At 46.6% G+C, this 21,001-nt stretch carries 17 protein-coding genes; 8 read left to right on the top strand and 9 right to left on the bottom strand.

The genetic code is table 11. The features are described from left to right. Positions 1 to 141: 141 nt before the first annotated feature. From QUB35_RS18285 to QUB35_RS18300, 4 genes are all read right to left on the bottom strand, one after another. Positions 142 to 834 carry a hypothetical protein gene (locus QUB35_RS18285; RefSeq protein ID WP_333143201.1) on the bottom strand — a complete coding sequence of 231 codons (693 nt, stop codon included), beginning with the start codon at positions 832 to 834 and terminating at the stop codon, positions 142 to 144. Positions 835 to 985: 151 nt separating this feature from the next. After that, positions 986 to 1,654: a hypothetical protein gene (locus tag QUB35_RS18290; protein ID WP_333143202.1), complete on the bottom strand. Its 669-nt coding sequence runs from the start codon at positions 1,652 to 1,654 to the stop codon at positions 986 to 988. 167 nt (positions 1,655 to 1,821) lie between these two features. Beyond that, complete coding sequence (locus tag QUB35_RS18295) at positions 1,822 to 2,595, bottom strand: PP2C family serine/threonine-protein phosphatase (protein WP_333143203.1); 774 nt, start codon at positions 2,593 to 2,595, stop codon at positions 1,822 to 1,824. A 274-nt stretch (positions 2,596 to 2,869) separates the two neighbouring features. Continuing rightward, positions 2,870 to 3,532 (bottom strand): VWA domain-containing protein, encoded by a 663-nt coding sequence (locus QUB35_RS18300; protein WP_333143204.1) that lies wholly within the window; start codon positions 3,530 to 3,532, stop codon positions 2,870 to 2,872. 247 nt (positions 3,533 to 3,779) lie between these two features. Between QUB35_RS18300 and QUB35_RS18305 the strand changes: the two genes are divergently transcribed. Then, on the top strand, positions 3,780 to 4,382 hold the full coding sequence (locus QUB35_RS18305) for a Uma2 family endonuclease (RefSeq protein WP_333143205.1): 603 nt from the start codon (positions 3,780 to 3,782) through the stop codon (positions 4,380 to 4,382). A gap of 52 nt (positions 4,383 to 4,434) precedes the next feature. Beyond that, positions 4,435 to 4,689, top strand: a complete 255-nt coding sequence (locus tag QUB35_RS18310; protein ID WP_333046688.1) for a DUF6737 family protein — start codon at positions 4,435 to 4,437, stop codon at positions 4,687 to 4,689. A gap of 547 nt (positions 4,690 to 5,236) precedes the next feature. Here the strand turns inward: QUB35_RS18310 and carB are convergent. Then, positions 5,237 to 8,548 carry a carbamoyl-phosphate synthase large subunit gene (gene carB / locus QUB35_RS18315; protein ID WP_333143206.1) on the bottom strand — a complete coding sequence of 1,104 codons (3,312 nt, stop codon included), beginning with the start codon at positions 8,546 to 8,548 and terminating at the stop codon, positions 5,237 to 5,239. A 776-nt stretch (positions 8,549 to 9,324) separates the two neighbouring features. Between carB and QUB35_RS18320 the strand changes: the two genes are divergently transcribed. After that, the gene (locus QUB35_RS18320; RefSeq protein WP_333143207.1) at positions 9,325 to 9,519 is read left to right on the top strand and encodes a hypothetical protein; all 195 of its coding nucleotides are present in this window, start codon (positions 9,325 to 9,327) and stop codon (positions 9,517 to 9,519) included. A 638-nt stretch (positions 9,520 to 10,157) separates the two neighbouring features. On the opposite strand, the gene QUB35_RS18325 is transcribed toward QUB35_RS18320, so the two are convergent. Beyond that, positions 10,158 to 10,319 (bottom strand): hypothetical protein, encoded by a 162-nt coding sequence (locus tag QUB35_RS18325; RefSeq protein WP_333143208.1) that lies wholly within the window; start codon positions 10,317 to 10,319, stop codon positions 10,158 to 10,160. Positions 10,320 to 10,866: 547 nt separating this feature from the next. Here QUB35_RS18325 and QUB35_RS18330 point away from each other — a divergent pair. From QUB35_RS18330 to QUB35_RS18345, 4 genes are all read left to right on the top strand, one after another. Next, positions 10,867 to 11,124 (top strand): hypothetical protein, encoded by a 258-nt coding sequence (locus QUB35_RS18330; RefSeq protein WP_333040861.1) that lies wholly within the window; start codon positions 10,867 to 10,869, stop codon positions 11,122 to 11,124. After that, positions 11,117 to 12,340 carry a murein transglycosylase A gene (locus QUB35_RS18335; RefSeq protein WP_333143209.1) on the top strand — a complete coding sequence of 408 codons (1,224 nt, stop codon included), beginning with the start codon at positions 11,117 to 11,119 and terminating at the stop codon, positions 12,338 to 12,340. The genes QUB35_RS18330 and QUB35_RS18335 overlap by 8 nt, the downstream gene beginning before the upstream one ends. Before the next feature lie 153 nt (positions 12,341 to 12,493). Further along, a complete protein-coding gene (locus tag QUB35_RS18340) occupies positions 12,494 to 13,216 on the top strand; it encodes a tetratricopeptide repeat protein (protein ID WP_333143210.1) in 723 nt (240 codons plus the stop codon). A gap of 223 nt (positions 13,217 to 13,439) precedes the next feature. Beyond that, positions 13,440 to 14,327 carry an ROK family protein gene (locus QUB35_RS18345; RefSeq protein WP_333143211.1) on the top strand — a complete coding sequence of 296 codons (888 nt, stop codon included), beginning with the start codon at positions 13,440 to 13,442 and terminating at the stop codon, positions 14,325 to 14,327. 250 nt (positions 14,328 to 14,577) lie between these two features. On the opposite strand, the gene QUB35_RS18350 is transcribed toward QUB35_RS18345, so the two are convergent. The 3 genes from QUB35_RS18350 to QUB35_RS18360 form a co-directional block, all read right to left on the bottom strand. Then, entirely contained in the window at positions 14,578 to 15,000 is a 423-nt protein-coding gene (locus tag QUB35_RS18350) for a hypothetical protein (protein WP_333104639.1), read from the bottom strand. Between the two features lie 457 nt (positions 15,001 to 15,457). Continuing rightward, the gene (locus QUB35_RS18355; RefSeq protein ID WP_333143212.1) at positions 15,458 to 17,116 is read right to left on the bottom strand and encodes a CTP synthase; all 1,659 of its coding nucleotides are present in this window, start codon (positions 17,114 to 17,116) and stop codon (positions 15,458 to 15,460) included. Positions 17,117 to 17,221: 105 nt separating this feature from the next. Next, on the bottom strand, positions 17,222 to 18,178 hold the full coding sequence (locus QUB35_RS18360; protein WP_333143213.1) for an Rpn family recombination-promoting nuclease/putative transposase: 957 nt from the start codon (positions 18,176 to 18,178) through the stop codon (positions 17,222 to 17,224). Positions 18,179 to 18,426: 248 nt separating this feature from the next. On the opposite strand from QUB35_RS18360, the gene QUB35_RS18365 reads away from it, so the two are divergent. Further along, positions 18,427 to 20,991, top strand: a complete 2,565-nt coding sequence (locus tag QUB35_RS18365) for a VIT domain-containing protein (RefSeq protein ID WP_333143214.1) — start codon at positions 18,427 to 18,429, stop codon at positions 20,989 to 20,991. Positions 20,992 to 21,001: the final 10 nt, after the last annotated feature.

Genomic DNA, 21,001 nt, shown 5'->3' on the forward strand with positions numbered 1-21,001 from the left:
CCGCCTTCCCTTTTGCGGGAAGCTGTCTGGGGACTAGGCTTTTGCCATTGTCGAGAATTGTGCAATATGTGAGTTAGTCAAATTTTTTTTTTCACGGAGTTTGGAGCAGTCGAACTATTCTCAGCAGCATATCTGCTTGATTTACGGGAACTTGAGGTAACGACCTGCGGGCAAATTATCACTATTATATAATGCAATGTTAACTAACTGGTTCAAGAAATTTGCATCATTTTTATCATAACTTAAGAATAATCCTCTGTCAATCCCCCAAGCTTGAAGAGTTTGTTGCCAATTTTGATATTTTAGTTCAGAAAACTCATCCGAAAGAGTAGTGACTTGAATGCAGAGGGGCTGCTGTTGGCGGTTGCTAACGATGGAATCGGTTGCCATAGAAAGGTCTGCAACATATCGATACAAAACAGTGCCTTGCCGATCGACAATTCGGGCTGCGATCGCACGAATCACGAGATCATCTCCCGGATCGAATTGGCCGGCCTTGAGTTTTTGTTTCCAGATGTAAAATTTGCGATCGTTTTCGCTCAGCCATTTAGGAAATAGATAGCTGTACCAATACCTTTCTCCCGGCGTCATTAACTCAAACGCGGCTTGCTGTTCTCTTTCCGAAGGTAGAGATTGAACTGCCAGCCAAACCTGAGAATCTCGGATAAGCTGCAGCAAAAAAGCCATCACAAATTTTTTAGCCGTTAGCGAACCGGGTTTAATATCTTTCACCCAGCGATTGATTTCATCCAATCTTCTCGCTAAACTCGGATCTATTAGATCTGCGTCGCTAATTAGGGAGTTGAGCTGATCCTTAATCTCTTGTGCTTGCAAATGACGACCTACTGTACAAACTAAAGCAAAATTGTTGACACCTCGATTTTATTATAGAACCGCGCCAAATTTTCACCGCTCGCGAGACAGCGCTAACAATTTTTGTGGGGTAGGTATCCTGACAGCCCTTGACTTGATTTTTCGGAGATGTCTATTGAATAGTTGCTGCCGATTCCCGCAGGCGCAGGTACAATAAAACCAAATAAACATTCATCAACGGCCCGGCTAAAAATCCGAGTAGATTACTTGTAAGCTGATATCCTACGGATTTGGCCGTCGGATCGATTAATAGGGAAATCAATATTATTGGCACAAAAACAAGCAAAACAATCAGAGAAATCGCTCGAAATAGCAACCACCAGCGCCCTTTAGTTAATTTCCAACTGCTGCTAAGACTGTCCACCGCCGAAGAGTTATCAATGACGGTAGCGTACAATGAAAATGTTAAGCGATATGATACATAAAGACCGGGAATTATTAGTGCAATGAAGCCTGCAAACACCACCCCCACAAACAAAATATAAGCCAAAATAAGGTGCAGCAATCTTCTGCTTGCTTGATTGAAAGCCTGACCCACAGTTACTTGATTTCGAGTCAAACTTCGGTAAGTGTAGAAAATCATGGCTCCCGAAAATAAAGGAACTGCCACGAACGAGTAGATAAAGAAAAGAACACCTGCTGAACCGAGATTGCCAAAACTATTGAGCGCGACCAATATAAAATTGGGAAAATTGATTGTCAACAGGGGAGCGTATATAGGCCCCGTAGTAGCAAATGTTTCTCGCAGCAAGCTTCTGGCACTAATTCGTGGATCTGTCATAATTTTTTATCCGCTTTTTGTAAGTGGAGTTGAGATCACATCTTGCACCATTCTCAATAAGCCTTTTCTGAACAGGCAAGATGCCTGTTCCACAAGAAAATTTATCTTTTGTGGAACAGGCATCTTGCCTGTTCTTGAGAATGGTGCAATATCTCAAGTTGAACAGACTAGACATTGGTCGAAAAAGTTGCTAACAATAATGTTAAGTCATCATCGGTGCGTTCGGAAACGCGGGGCGATCGCAAAAATGACTCTAACTGCTGTTTCGCATCTTCTTCTTCTTTCCACTCGCCAGAAAACCGAAACAAAGGCGCAAAAAACGGCTTGTGCGGCGTGCCTTCTGGGATTTTGAGAGCTAGCATTTGCAAGCCGTCGGAAAAAACGGCTAAGTGCGGCAGTTTTTCCCGCAGTACCTGAAATTGCGCTGTTTCTATCGCATTCGGCGAAATCAAAAAGATAGTTTCGTTGATGTATTCGCCGCAGGGAGGTACTGTCAGGGCGATCGCATTTCCTGCACTATCACCTGCTACCGCCGCACCGTCGCCGATTTGAGCAACTGCGATTAATTCTGGTGTAGCAACAACCGCAATTAAAGTGCAGGCTAAATCTCTCGCAGCCACTTCCCGCACAGCCGCTTCTGCTTCCACCTGCGCCCGCGCGACTTGCAGCGATGCTGTCAAGAATACCTGCCATTCGTCGTCAGTTTCAGGCAGCCTTTCCTGTTGCTGGCAAATCGTTTCGACAACCGCTTCCACAGCAATTTTGGCCCCAACTTCTGCGAGTGCTGCCGAGCCCGCACCGTCGGCAACCGCTGCCGCTAAAACACCGTTTGGCAAGAGACGCCAGCAGTGGGCATCTTGACAAGGCTGCGCTCTTTTTTCGTGGCTCGTACCTATCACCGACGCCCCTACAACTTGCCAATTAAAGGATGAATTCTGCATTAATAACTCTTTAACTCAAAACTTCGTAAATTCACAACTATGCAAAGTCTGGACGGGTTTATTTATCCCTAATTACAGCACTTTTCTGGGTTCGTAGGTACTAGCCCTTGTAGGGACACGGCACTGCCGTGTCCCTACGGCACTCTCACTAATGACCAATGACTAATGACCAATGACTAATGACCAATGACTAATGACCAATGACTAATGACCAATGACTAATGAGCAATGACTAATGACCAATAACTAATGACTAATGACCAATGACTAATGACTAAACAGTTCCCCATCCGGGTGGCGGCAGTGCTACTTGTTCGTCAATTTTTGAGTGAGAAACTCTCTGCATACTAGCCGACAGCCAGATGAACATCTCTCTAAAGTCTAATCCTTTCAATTTTACAGGCGTGCGATCGACAATTTGCGCGAGACGGGGAATATTAGCACCTTCCACTCCGACTGCAAAAAATGCCACGCGCTTGTTAGTTTCTTCCTCTTTAATCCGCTGTGCTGCTATTTCCACAACATCGTCGGATTCACCTTGAGGTTCGCCGTCGGTAATCATAAATACCCACGGGCGGTAGTAGGTAATGCCGTTGTTGCGGTATTCGGATTTGCGGGCGGCAATGGTATCTAATGCTAGCTGAATGCCTGCGCCCATGTGGGTTTGTCCTTGAGCTGTCAGCAGTGGCGTCTCGAACTGGTCGGCGGTAACGAAGTCTTGCACGACTTTGATCTGATTGTCAAACGAAATAATCGCGACTTCGACTCGCTTTTTAGCTAGTTCGTCTTTAATTAGGTCATTCCTAAAAATTTCCAGCCCCTCATTCAAGGCATCTATCGGTGCGCCTTGCATGGAGCCGGAGGTGTCCAGCAGGAGGACGCAGGGACAGCGCGGCTCTGGGTTTTCGGCAAATTCTACGGCTTCGTCTAGTCTCATGGTTCGGGGTTGACCTGGGAGTGGCTCGATTTCTAGGTTTGTTACTTTCTACCCTAGCAAGTAGGTGACATATTTAACTCAATCTGCCGGCTGGCGCTCGTATTTTACCATTTACCTGAATCGATTTGAGATTTTTAATTGTAGATTTTAGATTTTATAATTGGATGTCTGGGGTCAAAAAAACAAATTTCTTCCTGCCTGTGGTAATATAGACTAATAGTATTACTGCAAAATAAGGAAGAATCTTATGATTGCAACAGTCACGCAAAAATTAACCTTTGACCAATTCCTTGTAGAATGTCCAGAAGATGGACTCTATGAACTGGTAAATGGAGAAATTGTAGAGATGAATGCGACAAGAAATCATGATGATGTTGCGGATTTTACATCTGACTCATTTAAAGATGAAATTAAACGGCTAAGTTTAAATTATGTAGTCAAAAATACCGCCGTTATCAGAACTGTAACTAAAGCCGGAATCGAACAAGGGCGGAAACCGGATGTCAGCGTAATCGATCGCGATTTGTGGCGGTCAAACCGTTCTGCTTATTCTGCCTTACAAGAACCAATTCAACTGGCAGTGGAAGTAACATCGACGAATTGGGAGGACGATTATATAGACAAATTGGACGAATATCGGCGCCTCGGAATTCCTGAGTATTGGATTGTCGATTATTTAGCAATTGGCAGCAGGGAATTTCTGGGAAATCCCAAAATTCCAACTGTATTTGTTCACCTTTTGGATGCAGATGGCAACTATCAAATAAGCGTGTTTAAAGGCAGTGAACGAATTGTGTCGCGAACTTTTCCCGAATTAACGCTGACAGCAGAAGAAGTGATGAATGTTTAACTTCGGTTAATCCAGCTAGCCCGACTATTCTCCATAAAAAATCACTGAAAATATGAAATCTATTTCTGATAAAAAACTTTCTAATCAAAAAGCTATTAGTCCTTGGAGTTACAAACCTTGGTGGTGTCAACCTTGGTCGATTCTTTTGACAGGCACGAGTCTGATTTCCGGTAGTTGGTTTTTGTTAAAAACTGTTTGGATAACGGTTTTAGTCGCGATTCCTTTATTAGCTTGGATGGGTTTTTTCTTGTTAGTTTGGCCGAGGTTGATGCTGTCTAGCGGAGTTTTGGATTCCGATGCAGATTAGGTTTTGGTGGCGGCACCTTATGTTTAGGGTAAGGTGCGCGACCATTGGTGTCAACTTAACGTTAAACCCTCAGTCCGGCAGGGGTTAAAACAATAGCCTCAAAGCGAAAGTCCTCGCTATGAGGACTAATGAGTTCTTCAGTCCTCTTCGAGAGGACTTTCGCTATAAGACAGGGAATTCATTCCCTGGCGGGCTGCCTGGTTAGCGAGAGGACTGTTTCATTCTCTTGTAGGGGCAATCCCCCCGTGGTTGCCCCGATGTCTGAAACCCCGACCCGCTCGTCTATGGGCTGGGCGGGCACGGCAGGGCGGTTTCATTCTCTTGTAGGGGCAATCCCACGCCCGGTTGCCCCGATAGTCTGAAACCCCGACCCGCTCGTCTATGGGCTGGGCGGGCACGGGGAGTAGGGGTCGCACCGCCCCTACAAAACCCTGGTTTTTCTGAGAATGAAACAGTTCTGGGGTGAGCGAGAGGACTGGCGGACTAAAAGCTTCAGTTGACACTAATAGTGCGCGCTGCACACCCTAAACATAGGGTGTTTCGCCCTCTAGGTTTGCGGGTAATAGTCTTGAATTGCTTTTACTTCCATTGGGTAGGATTTTAGCGATCGAATTCCCGCTGCTGTCGCTTTGGCACCGGCTATTGTAGTAATAATCGGGATTTTGTAAGTCAAAGCTGTGCGGCGGATAAAGATTCCGTCGGCGCGGGATTCTTCGCCGGAAGGCGTGGTGATAATTAGTTGAATTTTCTCATTCTTGATCGAATCCAACAAATTCGGCCGCCCTTCGTGCAGTTTCAATTCTAAATCTACCTGTAAACCTTGCTCTTGCAAAACTTTGCGTGTCCCGTGGGTTGCGACTACTCTGAAACCCAATTCTAAGAATTCCTTGACAACGGGTACAACTGCTAGTTTGTCCCGATCGCGCATCGAAACCAGCACAGTTCCAAACAGCGGCATCATTTGTCCAGCACCGAGTTGAGCTTTGGCAAATGCTTTGCCAAAATCGGTGTCAATTCCCATGACTTCGCCGGTCGATCGCATTTCTGGCCCTAACAAGGTATCAGCTCCCGGAAACTTAGCAAAGGGCAATACAGCTTCTTTTACCGAAACATGAGTGGGTATAATCTCTTCAGTAAAACCCAAAGCTTCTAGAGTTTTGCCCGACATGACTCGCGAGGCCATTTTTGCTAAGGGAACTCCGATCGCCTTGGAGACAAAAGGCACTGTTCGAGAAGCGCGCGGGTTAGCTTCCAAAATGAAAACTTCTTCCCCTTGAACGGCAAATTGAATATTCATCAACCCGATCACTTTCAGCGATTTTGCTAATTCTACAGTCCAGCGGCGGATTGTTGCCAAAGCTGCATCAGAAAGCGTTTGGTAAGGGATAGAACAAGCAGAGTCGCCGGAGTGGATTCCCGCTTCCTCGATGTGCTCCATAATACCGCCGATCGTCACATTGCCAGTAAGATCGGCGATCGCATCGACATCCACCTCGATCGCATTCTCCAAGAACTTATCAATTAAAATCGGATGCTCCGGTTCTACTAGCACGGCATAGGTCATGTAACGTTCCAATTCCGTATCGGAATAAACAATTTCCATTGCTCGCCCGCCTAACACGTAACTCGGTCGCACCACTACCGGATAACCGATGCGTTGAGCTACTATTAAAGCATCCTCAAAACTACGGGCTAAACCGTTAGCAGCTTGCTGAATATCCAATTTCCGCAGAATCTTTTCAAATCGCTCCCTGTCTTCAGCAGTATCAATGGAATCCGGCGAAGTTCCCCAGATTTTTGTTTGTACGTCGGGGTGATTTTCCAGAGCTTTTTGTAAAGGCAGCGCCAACTTCAGCGGGGTTTGTCCGCCAAACTGAATAATTACTCCTTCGGGATTTTCGGCTTCGATGATGTTGAGAACATCTTCTTTTGTTAGCGGTTCAAAATACAGGCGATCGCTCGTATCGTAATCCGTTGAAACCGTCTCCGGGTTCGAGTTGACCATAATTGTCTCAAAGCCATCTTCTCCTAGGGAATAGGAAGCGTGACAGCAGCAGTAATCAAACTCAATTCCCTGTCCGATCCGGTTCGGCCCGCCACCTAAAATCATCACTTTTCGTTTGGTAGAAGGCAAAACTTCCGACTCCGGCGCGAGACTGTGGCCTACAGGCGAAACTTTCTTTTCTTCATCGCCCAATTCCCAAATTGCCGCTCCCGCTTCGTAGGTGGAATAATAATACGGTGTAAACGCTTCAAATTCAGCGGCACAGGTATCGACGGTTTTGTAAATCGGAATTACGCCTAACTGTTTGCGGTAAGCGCGGACTTGATCTTCCGATGTTTTGGTGGCGTAAGCAATTTGGCGATCGCTAAAACCCAACTGCTTTACTTCAAACATTGTCTCTTTTGTGAACTGTTCCAACCGCGTTCGTTTCAAGAACTTCTCAGTTTCCAGCAATTCCTGCATTTTATCCAAAAACCAAGGATCGATTGCTGTGAACTCGAAGATATCTTCCACCGACATTCCCATCATCATCGCGTGGCGAACTGTAAAAATGCGATCGGGATTTGGCGTCCGCAATCCGGCGCGAATTTGTTCCAAACTCGGCAACTTTTCCGGTTTGTCGCAGCCGAAACCCGCGCGGCCTGTTTCCAATCCCCGCAGGGCTTTTTGGAAGGATTCATTGAAGCTGCGCCCGATCGCCATTACCTCCCCAACTGACTTCATTTGCGTTGTCAGAGTGGGTTCGGAACCGGGAAACTTTTCAAAGGCAAATCGGGGAATCTTCGTCACCACGTAGTCAATTGTCGGCTCAAAAGACGCCGGAGTTTTCTTGGTAATATCGTTGGAAATTTCGTCTAGGCTGTAACCTACCGCTAATTTTGCCGCCATTTTGGCAATAGGGAAACCAGTTGCTTTCGAGGCCAAGGCGGAGGAACGGGAAACCCTAGGGTTCATTTCAATAACGATGAAATCTCCGTTGACAGGATTGACGGCAAATTGAATATTGGAACCGCCGGTTTCAACTCCGATTTCGCGAATAATTTTCACCGAAGCATCCCGCAGGCGCTGATATTCTTTGTCTGTGAGAGTTTGCGCCGGGGCGACGGTGATAGAATCGCCGGTGTGGACGCCCATCGGGTCGAGATTCTCGATCGAACAAATAATCACTACATTATCTGCCAAATCCCGCATTACTTCCAGTTCGTACTCTTTCCAACCAATCAAAGATTGTTCGATCAAAATTTGCGATACTGGACTGGCGTCAATCCCGCCTTGTGCCATTTCTTCAAACTCTTCTTGATTGTAAGAAATGCCGCCTCCCGTGCCGCCCATTGTAAAAGCAGGACGAATAATTAACGGATAACTGCCGATTTGGTGACCAATTGCTTTGGCTTCGTCGAGAGTGTTGGCAATTCCCGAAGGGCAAACTGCGACCCCAATTCGCGCCATCGCTTCCTTAAATAATAGTCGATCTTCTGCCATTTCAATTGCTGGCAACTTAGCACCAATCAACTCGACGTTGTATTTTTCTAAAACGCCATTTTTAGCGACTGCTACTGCTAAATTTAGCGCAGTTTGACCGCCCATAGTCGGTAAAACTGCTTGAGGTCTTTCTTTAGCGATGATTTGTTCGAGGATGGCCGGCGTTAGAGGTTCGATGTAAATGCGATCGGCAGTTTCCGGATCGGTCATAATCGTTGCCGGGTTGGAATTCACCAACACTACTTCAAAACCTTCTTCTCGCAAAGCTTTGCAAGCTTGTGTCCCGGAATAGTCAAATTCGCACGCTTGACCGATAACAATTGGGCCGGAACCAATAAGAAGAATCTTTTTTAAGTCTTGACGACGGGGCATAGGTTCGTAATTAGTAATTGGACAAGGTGGAGGATTAATTTGATATTTTGCATCAGTCTTAGAAAGAGGGTTTCTAAGCTGTTCCCCCAAAAGCTTACTCAAAAAAGTGCAAGTTTTGTTGTTAATTTGAAATTGTGCACCATTCTCAGCATTTTGGAAGCAGAACCTCGGAACTCCGGCCCACAGACACCCCCAGCTAACCAGAAATATTGATGAGAAAAGGGTGCAGTCGATCGGTAAATCAAGACTATTTTAAGTGTTGCGGTCAAATCGTGTTCTAAAATACACAATCCCTGTATTCCGCCTGATTAATCATTGTAGAGACTTGGGCCAAGGCTTGTGTTGACTGTGGGGGGGAACGGATAAAATTAACCGGGTTGGATGATGAAATTTCCCGTAGCACGGGCGAGGGCGGGACGCCATCGCCCTCGGAGGATGTGACAATCACAGATCCAGCCATGTAGCCGCGGCGATGGAGGACACGGCAATACCTTGTGCAAAGCGTGTCAACTTAAGCCCATCGTCCGCCAGTCCTCCCACCCGCCCGTCAGTCCGCCAGGGAATGAATTCCCTGTCTAATAGCTAAAGTCCTCTCAAGAGGACTAATGAGTTTAAAAGTCTTCTTCTGAGTCCTCATAGCGAGGACTTGAGTTTTGAGGCAGGGGTTTCAACCCCTGTCGGACTGCGGGTTTAACGTGTTTGTTGACACGACGAAAGGCACGGTGTCGTGTCCCTAGCGTATTTCAGCCTATTTTTGGGCTTTGCGCGATCGGCGAATGAGTACGCTTATAACTTGTCCCGGCTGTGCGCCTCGCTGTGGCGGACTCCAATCGCCAACAGCCGCAAATCCCAGTCGGTACAAGGTGTGGATGGTTTCTAACACGGCTGCGCGGGAACCGACAACCGTTATCCGCACGACTTCCTGTTCCGATACTGCTGAGTCGTCATTTGGACGCGCGGATAAGTTATAAGGAATACCCTGAAAACCCCGTGACTTCAGTCCGGGGATGAAAGGGCGTTGCAGGATTCATCCTGCCTGCTCTCTTTACCCCAGTCTTAAATCTAAAATCTCATCTTTTCAATTCCACAAACTTTCGTGAAAAGTTTTGGACACGACAGGACAGCATGGTAAACTGAAACAGTCAGGGTTAAACTCCCTTGCCCGAAGTGAAACGGGACATGAGACACACTTTTAGGCATAAACCGGGGGACAAAGTGCGGCGAGAACACTCTAAACAGCCAAATCCAGCTAACCTAACTTTTTTACTGGGAATTGTTAAGTAGGGTAGGGCATACCCGAACTCTAGGCTCGTATCCTAGTACGCTTTTGGAGATAGACCCGCTGGGGTGTTTCTGAGTTAGGCTCATCAATTGGTGGTATCCCCACGGTTGAAAGGTTTAAGAATTGCCGCAAGGACAGAACATTTTAAGGTCAGTCGCTGAATTAAGAATCCCCTCGGCTTCAGCCAGGGGAGTGTCAACGTCAGGTACGAATTCCTGTGACATAATATGGTCTCCTGGTTTTTGGTTTTCCTAGAAAACCAAAAACCCAGCCGCCCCGCAGGTTAACACAGAGCAGGGCGGCTACAGAGAGTGTTAAAATTCTCAACTAGCCTCCATACTGCTTACTCAGTTTGGCGGTTAGCTGTCCATTGCTGTTGGTAGCAGCTTTGGGCAGTGCAACTAGATTTTTGAGCGACGTGGGCTGCTTCCTCTTTGAGGAAAGCAGCCTTATTTTCACAGCGTAGCCGCAGAGGGGGGCCGCCGTCAATCGATTTTAGATTTTAGATTTTAGATTTTAGATTGGGGTTTTCCTCCTGCAACTCAATCGATTTTAGATTTTAGATTTTAGATTGAGATTTTCCTGCAACAACTCTCTGGTCTCTCCCACCCTCCCCTTCTCCCCAGGGCTGCTTCATTCTCAAGAAAACGATGATTTTGACTCTTGTAGTGCTACCCCTACTCCCCGTGCCTACCCTCCCCATCCACGATTTGCTCGTGTTTCAGAGATTGGGGCAGCCACGGGGGGCTGCCCCTACAAGAGAATGAAACAGCCCTGCCCGTCTCCCCTTCTCCCACTCTGCCACTCTCCCCCCTCTCCCTCTCCCCGTCCCTCGACCCAGCCTACTAGATGAGGGAATGCGCCGAGGAAGATGTAAAATATGGAATCGTTCCAAAAGCTTAAAATCAAAAAACTAAAATACAGATATGCCTAGAACACAAGTGCGAATATTCCTTGCACCTGTTGCTTGAGGGCGACCACATCAATTTTAGATTTGAGATTTTAGATAGTCCTCCAACAACTCTCCCCATCTGCTATGCCTAGAACACCCAGCGAATATTCCGTGCACCTGCTGCTTGAAGGCGGCCATCGCGAAGAAGTACGTTTCGCAACGCTGCAAGATTTTCAAAAGTGGTACAGCAGTACGCTGGTGCCGAAACAAGATTCAAGAGAATTTCTTAATGTCCCGATTAAAAATATTCAAGGCGAATACATGGTAGTTCGGCCTACCAGCGTTCTCGCAATTCGCGTAGAACCGATATTTACTTCTAGCGTCGAACGATTCGATGAATAAGGAAAATAATCAATTCAGTAGGGAAGATTGGAAATTGAGCAAGATTTTTCGCTATCAGCTATTAGCCATTGCCTGTTGCGTTTTGGCGATCGCTTTTTCGGTGCCCGCCGTTGCAGTTCCATCGCTGCAACCAATGACTGTAAATCAATTACAAGCGAGTGGGTTGGAGTCGATCGCCTTTGACGCTCAAATCTGGGGCGAAAATGGCAAACCGGGCGATAAAGAATTGCTGTTAAGGTCGATCGACCACAGCCTCCGCTATCTCAATACATCGGCCGCCGCCAGCGCTTACAGCCGCTATCCAGTCGCAGGAGTTACGCGCGATCGAGTCCGCCGTTCCCTCGATCGATTCCGCCAATTAGTTGTCAGTTCCACAACGCCAGCACAACTTCAGGAATCAGTCAAGCGCGAATTTGTATTTTACAAATCCACGGGCAAAGACGGCAAAGGAACAGTAGCATTTACAGGTTATTTCGAGCCGACTTACGCAGCATCTCGCACGCCGAATTCCGAATACCGTTATCCCCTGTACCGGATGCCGCCAAACATGGCATCTTGGCCGAAACCTCACCCGACAAGATTGCAATTAGAAGGCGCAGATGCTTTGCAGGCAAGTAAAGGATTGCTGCGAGGATTAGAATTAGTTTGGTTGCGCGATCGATTCCAAGCATTTCTCGTGCACGTCCAAGGTTCTGCGAGATTGCAACTAACAGATGGTAGCGAGATGACCGTCGGTTTTGCAGGCAAAACCAGTCACAGTTATACAGGAGTCGGGCGAGAATTAGTTAAAGACGGAAAGTTTACTTTAGAAGAGTTAACTTTGCCGAAACTAAGGGAATATTTTACCAACTTTCCCGCAGATATGAACAAATATTTGCCTAAAAATGAAAGCTTTGTATTCTTCCGGGATAGTAATGGAGCTCCAGCCACAGGAAGCATTGGAGTGCCAGTAACTGCCGAAAGGTCGATCGCCACCGACAAAGCTTTAATGCCACCCGGTGCACTAGCATTAATTAGTACAAAACTCCCTTATCCGAATGCGGCGGGACAACTCGAACAAAATGCCGTGAATCGGTACGTTTTGGATCAGGATACTGGCGGCGCAATCAAAGGCGCGGGGAGAGTTGATGTATTTATGGGAACGGGGGATTTAGCGGGCGATAGGGCCGGTTATATCAACTCAACTGGAGAACTGTATTATCCGCTTTTAAAGTAGATTAATTCTACTTCACGTGATTGTTAGTTGTGCGTCGCAATCCCGGACACGGCACTGCCGTGTCCCTACAGACATCGCCGACAATCTCGATGTAATCCTACTTTTGATAATTGCTATAAAATAGAAAATACCCCACTCCTCCCAACCCCACAAATGCTAAACAAAATTCTGCAATTCTTCAAACGACTAATTCAGCGGCTGTTCGGAACCCCAACCAAACCCTCCCCGCCTTCGGAAAATACCGCCATCCGCCCAACATTAACTGACGCGGAATACGAATCGAAATTCATGGAAATTCTAGAAGGGGTGAATGCTGGCTGGAGTCGAGGGGATGTAGCGGGATTCTTAATCGCAAAACGCCTTAAAGATGGTGAAGTGGCTGCTTGGCTGCGACGGTTTGGGCAAAGATTGTTAGAGGGGGAAAACCTGCAGGGCGGGCACGGGGGCACCGCCCCTACGGATGCGGTGGCATCGCTTCAGGAATTGGCGCAGCGGCTGGTATTGTTAGGTAGAATTGGCAGCGGGGAATTGTCAGAGGTGGCGCGGCAAATTGGGCGGGAGATATTGACACGGTTTCCGCTGCCGGAGGTTGAGGAGGAGGATACAAAGGGGAGGGTGATTGAGGCGGTGTTTGTTGGGGATGGTTTGGGTTTTTCTGGGGAAGTGAATCGCAGAGGCGCTGAGGCTGCGGAGGCAGAATCGGAAGTTAATGTAGAGGCGAAAGCGTGGTGCGAGAGAGGGAATGAGCAGTATAATTTAGGAAGATTTGAAGAGGCGATCGCATCTTATAACCAGGCAATTGCTCTCCAACCAGATTATCACGATGCTTTGCACAACCGAGAGGTAGCGCAACGTAAGTTAGGCGAAATTAAATAGGCGAACTCGCTTGTCTCCCTAATTTTTGCTACGTATTGCGATCGGTATGATACTATTGAGAATTAAGCGCAGTTTTCGTCGCTAATTATTATACACTAAAATAGGACTTTTAGGACTTCAGTCCTCACTAAACACTGAATTTGTAAGGTGCCAAGGCGGATAACACAAAATATTTATCCTATTAAAATTAATCGCAAATTCTTCCATCCCAAACCCAAATTGAATGACACAAGTAATCGGCATTGACTTAGGCGGAACCGCCATTAAACTCGGCAGATTCAGCGAAGACGGCATTTGTCACCAATCCTTAACTGTTCCCACCCCTCAACCCGCAACGCCAGAAGCCGTTGTAGCTACAATGACCGATGCTATTTTACAACTTAATCCGGTCGAAAATGCTGTAAGTGCGATCGGCATCGGTACTCCAGGCCCCGCAGACGCCGCCGGCCGAATAGCGAGAGTAGCAATTAACCTCAAAAACTGGCATAACGTCCCCCTAGCTGACTGGTTGGAAGCTAAAACCGGACTGCCGACAATATTAGCAAATGATGCCAACTGTGCCGGATTGGGAGAAGCTTGGTTGGGCGCAGGAAGGCAATTTAAAGACCTAATTTTAATAACTTTAGGTACAGGAGTCGGCGGCGCAGTTATCCTAGACGGCAAACTATTTGTAGGTCATCAAGGCGCGGCCGGAGAACTAGGATTGATTACTATAAATCCCGACGGCCCGGAGTGCAACAGCGGCAATCGCGGTTCTTTAGAACAGTACGTTTCGGTGCAAGCAATTCGCCGAGAAACGGGTTTGGAACCGCTAGAATTAGCAAATCTAGCTAAGTCGGCAGATGCCAAAGCTTTAGAATTCTGGCAAAATTACGGGCGCTATCTGGGTATCGGTTTGGCAAGTCTCATTTATATCTTGACGCCGGAAGCTATTATTATCGGCGGTGGAATTAGTGCAGGTGCAGAATTTTTCTTGCCGAAGGTTCGAGAAGAAATTGAGCAACGTGTACTGCCGAGTTCTCGCGAAGATTTGCAGTTATTGGTTGCTGAATTGGGCAATCAAGCAGGCATGGTAGGGGCAGCCAAATTAGCTTGGCAGCTTGTTCAATAGTTAAAATTTAAAAAAACAGCGCATTTTACTGCGCTTTTTTACTAAAATTAGAGTGCAACCTAAGCACTTTAGCTAAAAAAAAATAGAAGGAAGGTGAGGAGTTACTAAACATAGTCTCCTTCATTGTTCATGCTTCTAAACTAATGACTAATGACTAATGACTAATGACTAATGACTAATGACTCATGACTAATGACTAATGACTAATGACTACTGACTACTGACTACTGACTACTGACTAATGACTTCTTCATGGCAGAGATTGTCCAGTCGTATTTTTAATGTATTCCTGAATTTCTTGATAAGTTTCCGGGTTGCTTTGGCGCAGGATAATAATATTAGTTGCGCTGTCAGGCAGGCAAAAGCTTAGCCGACCGTTCTGTTCGCAAGCAAAAGAGCTAATTCGACTCATATCGATCGCAAATTCTTTGCGGTCATAATTAATTTTAATCCACGAACCTCTAGAATTGCGATCGATGGTTTTTTTTAGGTAATCGAGAACTTGCTTGTAAGCCTCAGAATTGCCTTGGGGATTGAGGATAATCGGCTGACTGCTATTAGGCAGCCAAAAGGTGATACGCTTGTTATCCAGTTCGCTAGAAAAAGCACTTATAGTGTCAAGGTCAATTATGTATGTACTTTTCTCATAAGTAATTTTGCTCCAATAAGCCACAAAGCCTCCTCAAACCGGTGTTTCCTGGTATTTTAGGATAATTTGACAACTCATACCATTTTAGATTTTAGATTGTAGATTTTAGATTGGGCATGACTGATGACTATCTGGGTTGGGAAGTTGCCTAAAGTTGCATTTTTTGGGGAAACTGGTATCACCCTGGAAATCCGTAAAAAGTTAAGTAAAAATATATCAGCATTTTTACCTTCTGTCTTCTGCCTTCTCCCTTGTGGTACTAGCCCCCCAGCCCTAGCATAGGGTTGGGGGGGAGGTTTTTCACTCGTTGAGAATGCTGCCCGATATCTAGTCCGGTAAGTGCGACCCCTATCAAATCCTATTGGTCTGTTGGGTGGGTTTTGTAATGTCGATAGTCGGGGCGATTTGAATATTGTCTACTCGGAACCGCCCCTACAGACATCTAATATATCAGAACTAATCGATCGCACATGATATGAGATCAGTTTGCGACAACTTTCCCAGCCACCAAGTCGCGACCCTCATCTTCTAAAACATCCTGCTTTCCCTGGATGCTAGCGGCCTGGATAAACCCTTGAAACAATGGGTGGGGGGCGCTAGGTCGAGATTGGAATTCGGGGTGAAATTGGCAGGCTATGAAAAAGGGATGGTTGGGAAATTCGATCATTTCTACCAATCGGCCGTCTGGAGATGTACCGGAGACTGCATAACCTGATTCTAAGAAAAGATTGCGGTAGGCGTTGTTAAATTCGTACCGATGGCGGTGCCGCTCGTAAATCACTTCTTTCTGATAAAGTTTGAAAGCTAGCGTGTCTGGGTTGACACGGCACGGATACAAACCCAGTCGCATTGTACCGCCCAAATCGACTACATCTTGCTGTTCTGGCAATAAATTAATTACCGGATTTGCTGTATCTGGGTTAAATTCAGCGCTGTTGGCATCCTGTAGTTGGGCGATGTTGCGCGCCCATTCAATCACAGCACACTGCATCCCCAAACACAATCCCAAAAATGGAATTTTGTGGTGTTTAGCATATTCGATCGCCGCTATTTTGCCGTCAACTCCCCGAACCCCAAAACCTCCCGGTACAACAATGCCGTTGATACCTTTGAGATAATTATCGAGGTTTCCCGATTCTAAATCTTCTGAGTTAATCCAGTGTAAATTCAGGTCGCAGCCGATCGCAATTGCCGCGTGCCGCAAAGCTTCGACCACCGAAAGATAAGCATCGTTCAACCGCACGTATTTGCCAACTAAAGCAATATCAATTTTGTGATTGGGACTGTAAAGCCTGTTGACTAAAGTTTGCCACTGATGCAAATCTGGCTGGCGATGTTCGAGTTGCAGCAAATTGAGGGTTTGTTGGGCCAAACCTTCCTGTTCCATCATCAGCGGCACTTCGTAGATACTTTTAGCATCTTGAGCGGTGATGACACATTCTTCGGGGACGTTGCAGAATTCCGACAATTTCTGTTTCATGCCCAAAGACAGCGGGCGATCGCACCGACAGACTAAAATATCTGGTTGAATGCCGATCGATCGCAATTCCTTCACCGAATGCTGAGTCGGTTTAGTTTTCATCTCCCCAGCCGAAGGAATCCAAGGTATCAGCGTGACGTGCATATACACAACATTTTGCCGGCCGACATCCTTGCGAAACTGGCGAATTGCCTCCAAAAACGGCAAAGATTCAATATCTCCCACCGTTCCGCCAATTTCCGTAATCACCACATCGGGATTAGTATTTTTTGCTACCCGGTGAATTCGCTCTTTAATCTCGTTAGTGATGTGCGGAATCACCTGCACCGTGCTCCCCTGATACTCACCGCGGCGTTCTTTGTTGATCACCGCTTGATAAATGGAACCCGTGGTGACGCTATTGAGGCGAGACATGGAAGTATCGGTAAAACGCTCGTAGTGCCCCAAATCCAGGTCAGTTTCCGCACCGTCTTGCGTGACAAAGACTTCTCCGTGCTGAAACGGGCTCAGAGTGCCGGGGTCAACGTTAATATAGGGGTCTAGCTTCAAAATCGAGACAGAATAGTCCCGCGACTTTAATAGGCGGCCCAAGGAAGCACCGACAATTCCCTTGCCGATGCTGGAAACCACGCCGCCAGTCACAAACACAAATTTGCTCATAGGATTTTCGACTTTAGATGCTTCAATGTCAGGTCAGACTCAAATGTGACATAGGTAATCCATAAGGGCAACCACGGGGGATTGCCCCTACACCCATTTGACCCATCATTGACGATTGTTATGTGCTTGCAACCAAGTTGTCAAATCTGACAAGGTGGCAAAGTCTAATACAGCCTCTCCTAAACTCTCTAATTCCTCAACGGATAACTGACTTATACAGGCTTGGATCTCCGGCGACAGTGCGCCTACACTACGTTCCAACTGGCGAGTAATTAATCGCAAATTCCCTTGTTTGATACCTTGCTCGATACCTTGTTCGATACCTTGCTCGATACCTTCTGCAAGGGCTATTTTGGTAGCTAGACTAATGGAGCCACGCTGGTCTTGAATGAAGATTTCTCGCTTCTCTAAATCATCTAGTTCCTGAGCATTTAGATTCGCTCTATTGGCAATTTTAAAAGCCTGTTTCAGTTCCTGTACATTTTCCAATTCTTCTGGAACAGACTGTAAAGCTTGAGCTGTTTTCATGAAGTATATCCACTTATCGGTCAAGGTTTCTAATTCATCTAGTCCCTTGTTGAATTTTGGTAACTCCACAAATACCAGCTCAAATTGATCCGCTAGATAATCTACTAAAAATGTCTTTTCTTTGAAGATGAAGTGCGAAATCACTGTGTCCATATTCTCAAACATTTTAAAATCTGTAATTGTCAGAGCAATCACAGGGTTTAAATTGCTGTAGCCACTTCCTGTGCTTAGCTGCATTGAATAAGTTTTAGTTGCATTATACAAAACCCGCTGCTGAAAGTATTCTACATTCAAAACCTGCATTTCAATAATCACAGTTTTGTCACCAGTAATCTTGGCTTTAACATCCAAGTAAGTATCTTTGATGCCTTTAATGTTTGGAGCTAAATAGGGGTCGATAATTTCTAAATCTTCGATAACGGGCTGTGCTTCGTAGAGGAGAGCATTTAAGAAACTAATCAAAATGTCTTTACTGTCATCCGAGCCGAATATTTTTTTAAAGGCAAAGTCGGTTTTGGGGTTGATAAAATTCATGGTAATTACAATTTATTAGGGTTTCAGGGGTTTCGGTTAGAGCTATTTAACTGTCGTCTAACTTAATTATACAATCTTGCAGGTTGGGCTCGATCGCCCGTTGGTGAAGCCCTCGAAGAGGATCGACCAAACCTGCTCGTTTGTGCAGCCCGTTTCTTCATTTTTCCCAAAAAGCTAACTCAGGAACGTTTTGCAAAGGGTAAAGTCATGGTAAACAAAGCACCTCAAGTCTGCTAAAAAAAACAGCTATGAAGTTTGTCTGCGTTCTCTCCCCTCAACGGTTGCTTTGTGCTGGTATCGCATTGCTCGCTGCGATAGAGTGTGGCGCGTGGCTTGCTCCCCATGCAGCGCGGGCAAAAGATCCTGGGGAAAATTATTCGTCTGTGTCGCCGAAAATCCTCGCTAGTAACGATGTTAATTGCAATGGCGGACGATCGCCACAAAATCGGTGTCCTGTCGGCGGTTTGTTCGTCAAAACTCCAAATACGGCCCCAGAACAAGTCTTTCCTCTCAAGCAGACGGAAGTTAAAGCCAAAATAGCTGGCAATATCTCCCGCGTCGAAGTTGTTCAGAAGTTTGAAAATCCTTTTCCCGAATCTATAGAAGCTGTTTATGTATTTCCTTTGCCCGATGAAGCGGCGGTGGATGATATGGAAATTAAAATAGGCGATCGAATTATTAAAGCTGATATCAAACGCCGCGAGGAAGCTGTGGAAATGTACGAACAAGCCAGAAAGCAAGGCCGGAGTGCTGGTTTGTTGGAACAAGAACGCGATAATATTTTTACTCAGTCTCTGGCTAATATCAAACCGGGAGAAAAAATTGAAGTTACGATTCGCTACACCGAAAGTCTCAAGTTTGTCGGCGGCGATTACGAATTTGTGTTTCCAATGGTGGTAGGGCCGCGCTATATTTCGAGAAATTCGACCCCCCCCAACCCCCCCTTACTAAGGGGGGGCGATGCTCAATCCCCCCCCTTAGCAAGGGGGGGGCAGGGGGGGGTTAATACCGATGCCGATCGCATTAACCCGCCTGTCTTGCCTCCGGGAACGCGATCGGGTCACAATATTGCTGTTTCGGTAGAAATAGATGCCGGAGTTGCGATCGGCGATGTCCGCTCTACTTCCCATCAAATTACAACTGACCGCAGGGGAAATATTGTGCAAGTCCAATTAGCCAATTCTGACACAATTCCCAATAAAGATTTAATTTTGCGCTATCGAGTGGCGGGCGAAAATACGCGCTCAACTGTCTTGACTCAATCCGACCAGCGGGGCGGTCATTTTGCTACTTATTTGATTCCGGCATTAAACTACCAAACTAATGAAATTGTACCTAAAGATGTCGTGTTTCTGATGGATACTTCCGGTTCTCAAAAGGGCGAACCACTAGCAAAATCTAAGGAGTTGATGCGCCGCTTCATCCAAGGACTGAATCCCAACGATACTTTTACTATTATTGATTTTGCCAACACTACGCAAGCGCTTTCAACTACTCCTTTAGCGAATACGGCAGAAAATCGACAAAGCGCAATTAATTATATCGAAAAGTTGCAGGCTAACGGAGGAAGTGAACTGCTTAACGGGATTCAAGCAGTGATGAATTTTCCGGCGGCGGCTACGGGAAGGCTGCGGAGTATTGTATTAATTACGGATGGTTACATTGGTAATGAAAATGAAGTGCTGGCTCTGGTTCAGCAGAGTCTGAAACCAGGAAATCGACTTTATAGTTTTGGTGTCGGCGGTTCGGTGAATCGGTTTTTGCTCAACCGTTTGGCGGAAGTGGGAAGAGGCACGTCTCAAGTAATTCGTCAAGATGAACCGTCAGCAGAAGCAGCAGAAAAGTTTTTTAGTCAAATTAATCGTCCGGTATTGACTAATATTCAAATTAGTTGGGAAGGAATGGGGGAAAAACCGGAGATTTATCCGATCGCACCGCCAGACTTGTTTGCGAGTGGGCCGCTGGTTTTGTTTGGCAAAAAGACCGATCGAGCCCCCGGCCAACTTCGCATCCGCGGCACTCTTGCGGGCGGCAAAGCTTACGAGCAAGTTTTACCGGTTAATTTTGCTCAATCCGGCGGGCGGCAGCGGGAGTCTACTTCAGTCGCAGCAACCGCTACGGATTTTGGCAATCCTGCGGTAGCTCAACTTTGGGGGCGATCGCGCATTAAAGATTTAATGAATCAAATGTTTGGTGGCGAGACTAAATCTCTAGTGGAATCTGTGACTAATACTGCTCTGACTTATCGCTTGCTGTCGGAATACACGGCTTTTGTGGCTGTGAGCGAAGAAGTGCGAGTCGAAGCAGATGGAACTCGTCGTCGAGTGCAAGTGCCTGTAGAATTGCCGCAGGGTGTCAACTATGAGGGTATTTTCCAGTCGGAGGGGGCAGAGCCAACTAGAGGCGGCACTCGCAGCGTTACCTCGAATCGCAACTCGGCACCGGTGAGTCCAGCTCCTGCTATGGCGCCGCCGCGAGGTTACGGTGAGTTGCAACCATCGCAGCCAAAGGCTTCTCGCCTGCAAGTAGTTAGCGTCGAAGGGTTGGATGCAGGGGCGATCGCGGATTTGACTCAATACCTGCAATCTGTTAATCTCCCGGCGGGGGTTAGCGGTGAAACGGTATGGAAGTTATTGGTACAAGACGGCCGCGTTGCCCGATTGGCTATCGACACTAAAACCTCGACGCTGCAAGCAACAGACGCCGTAGAGGATCTCAAGAGGGCCTTGAGTTCCTGGCAACCTCCCGCAGGATTCAAGGGCACGCTGCGCCTGAAGTTGCGAATAATATCATTTCCGGTTACACCGGAATGATGTTGACGGT

The organism is Microcoleus sp. B13-B6 (assembly GCF_036705405.1).
Lineage (GTDB): Bacteria > Cyanobacteriota > Cyanobacteriia > Cyanobacteriales > Microcoleaceae > Microcoleus.

Coding starts and splice junctions, on each gene's coding strand:
- QUB35_RS18290 (WP_333143202.1), bottom strand. CDS start 1,654: ATGACAGATCCACGAATTAGTGCCAGAAGCTTGCTGCGAGAAACATTT.
- QUB35_RS18295 (WP_333143203.1), bottom strand. CDS start 2,595: ATGCAGAATTCATCCTTTAATTGGCAAGTTGTAGGGGCGTCGGTGATA.
- QUB35_RS18300 (WP_333143204.1), bottom strand. CDS start 3,532: ATGAGACTAGACGAAGCCGTAGAATTTGCCGAAAACCCAGAGCCGCGC.
- QUB35_RS18305 (WP_333143205.1), top strand. CDS start 3,780: ATGATTGCAACAGTCACGCAAAAATTAACCTTTGACCAATTCCTTGTA.
- QUB35_RS18310 (WP_333046688.1), top strand. CDS start 4,435: ATGAAATCTATTTCTGATAAAAAACTTTCTAATCAAAAAGCTATTAGT.
- carB (WP_333143206.1), bottom strand. CDS start 8,548: ATGCCCCGTCGTCAAGACTTAAAAAAGATTCTTCTTATTGGTTCCGGC.
- QUB35_RS18320 (WP_333143207.1), top strand. CDS start 9,325: ATGAGTACGCTTATAACTTGTCCCGGCTGTGCGCCTCGCTGTGGCGGA.
- QUB35_RS18330 (WP_333040861.1), top strand. CDS start 10,867: ATGCCTAGAACACCCAGCGAATATTCCGTGCACCTGCTGCTTGAAGGC.
- QUB35_RS18335 (WP_333143209.1), top strand. CDS start 11,117: ATGAATAAGGAAAATAATCAATTCAGTAGGGAAGATTGGAAATTGAGC.
- QUB35_RS18340 (WP_333143210.1), top strand. CDS start 12,494: ATGCTAAACAAAATTCTGCAATTCTTCAAACGACTAATTCAGCGGCTG.
- QUB35_RS18345 (WP_333143211.1), top strand. CDS start 13,440: ATGACACAAGTAATCGGCATTGACTTAGGCGGAACCGCCATTAAACTC.
- QUB35_RS18355 (WP_333143212.1), bottom strand. CDS start 17,116: ATGAGCAAATTTGTGTTTGTGACTGGCGGCGTGGTTTCCAGCATCGGC.
- QUB35_RS18360 (WP_333143213.1), bottom strand. CDS start 18,178: ATGAATTTTATCAACCCCAAAACCGACTTTGCCTTTAAAAAAATATTC.
- QUB35_RS18365 (WP_333143214.1), top strand. CDS start 18,427: ATGAAGTTTGTCTGCGTTCTCTCCCCTCAACGGTTGCTTTGTGCTGGT.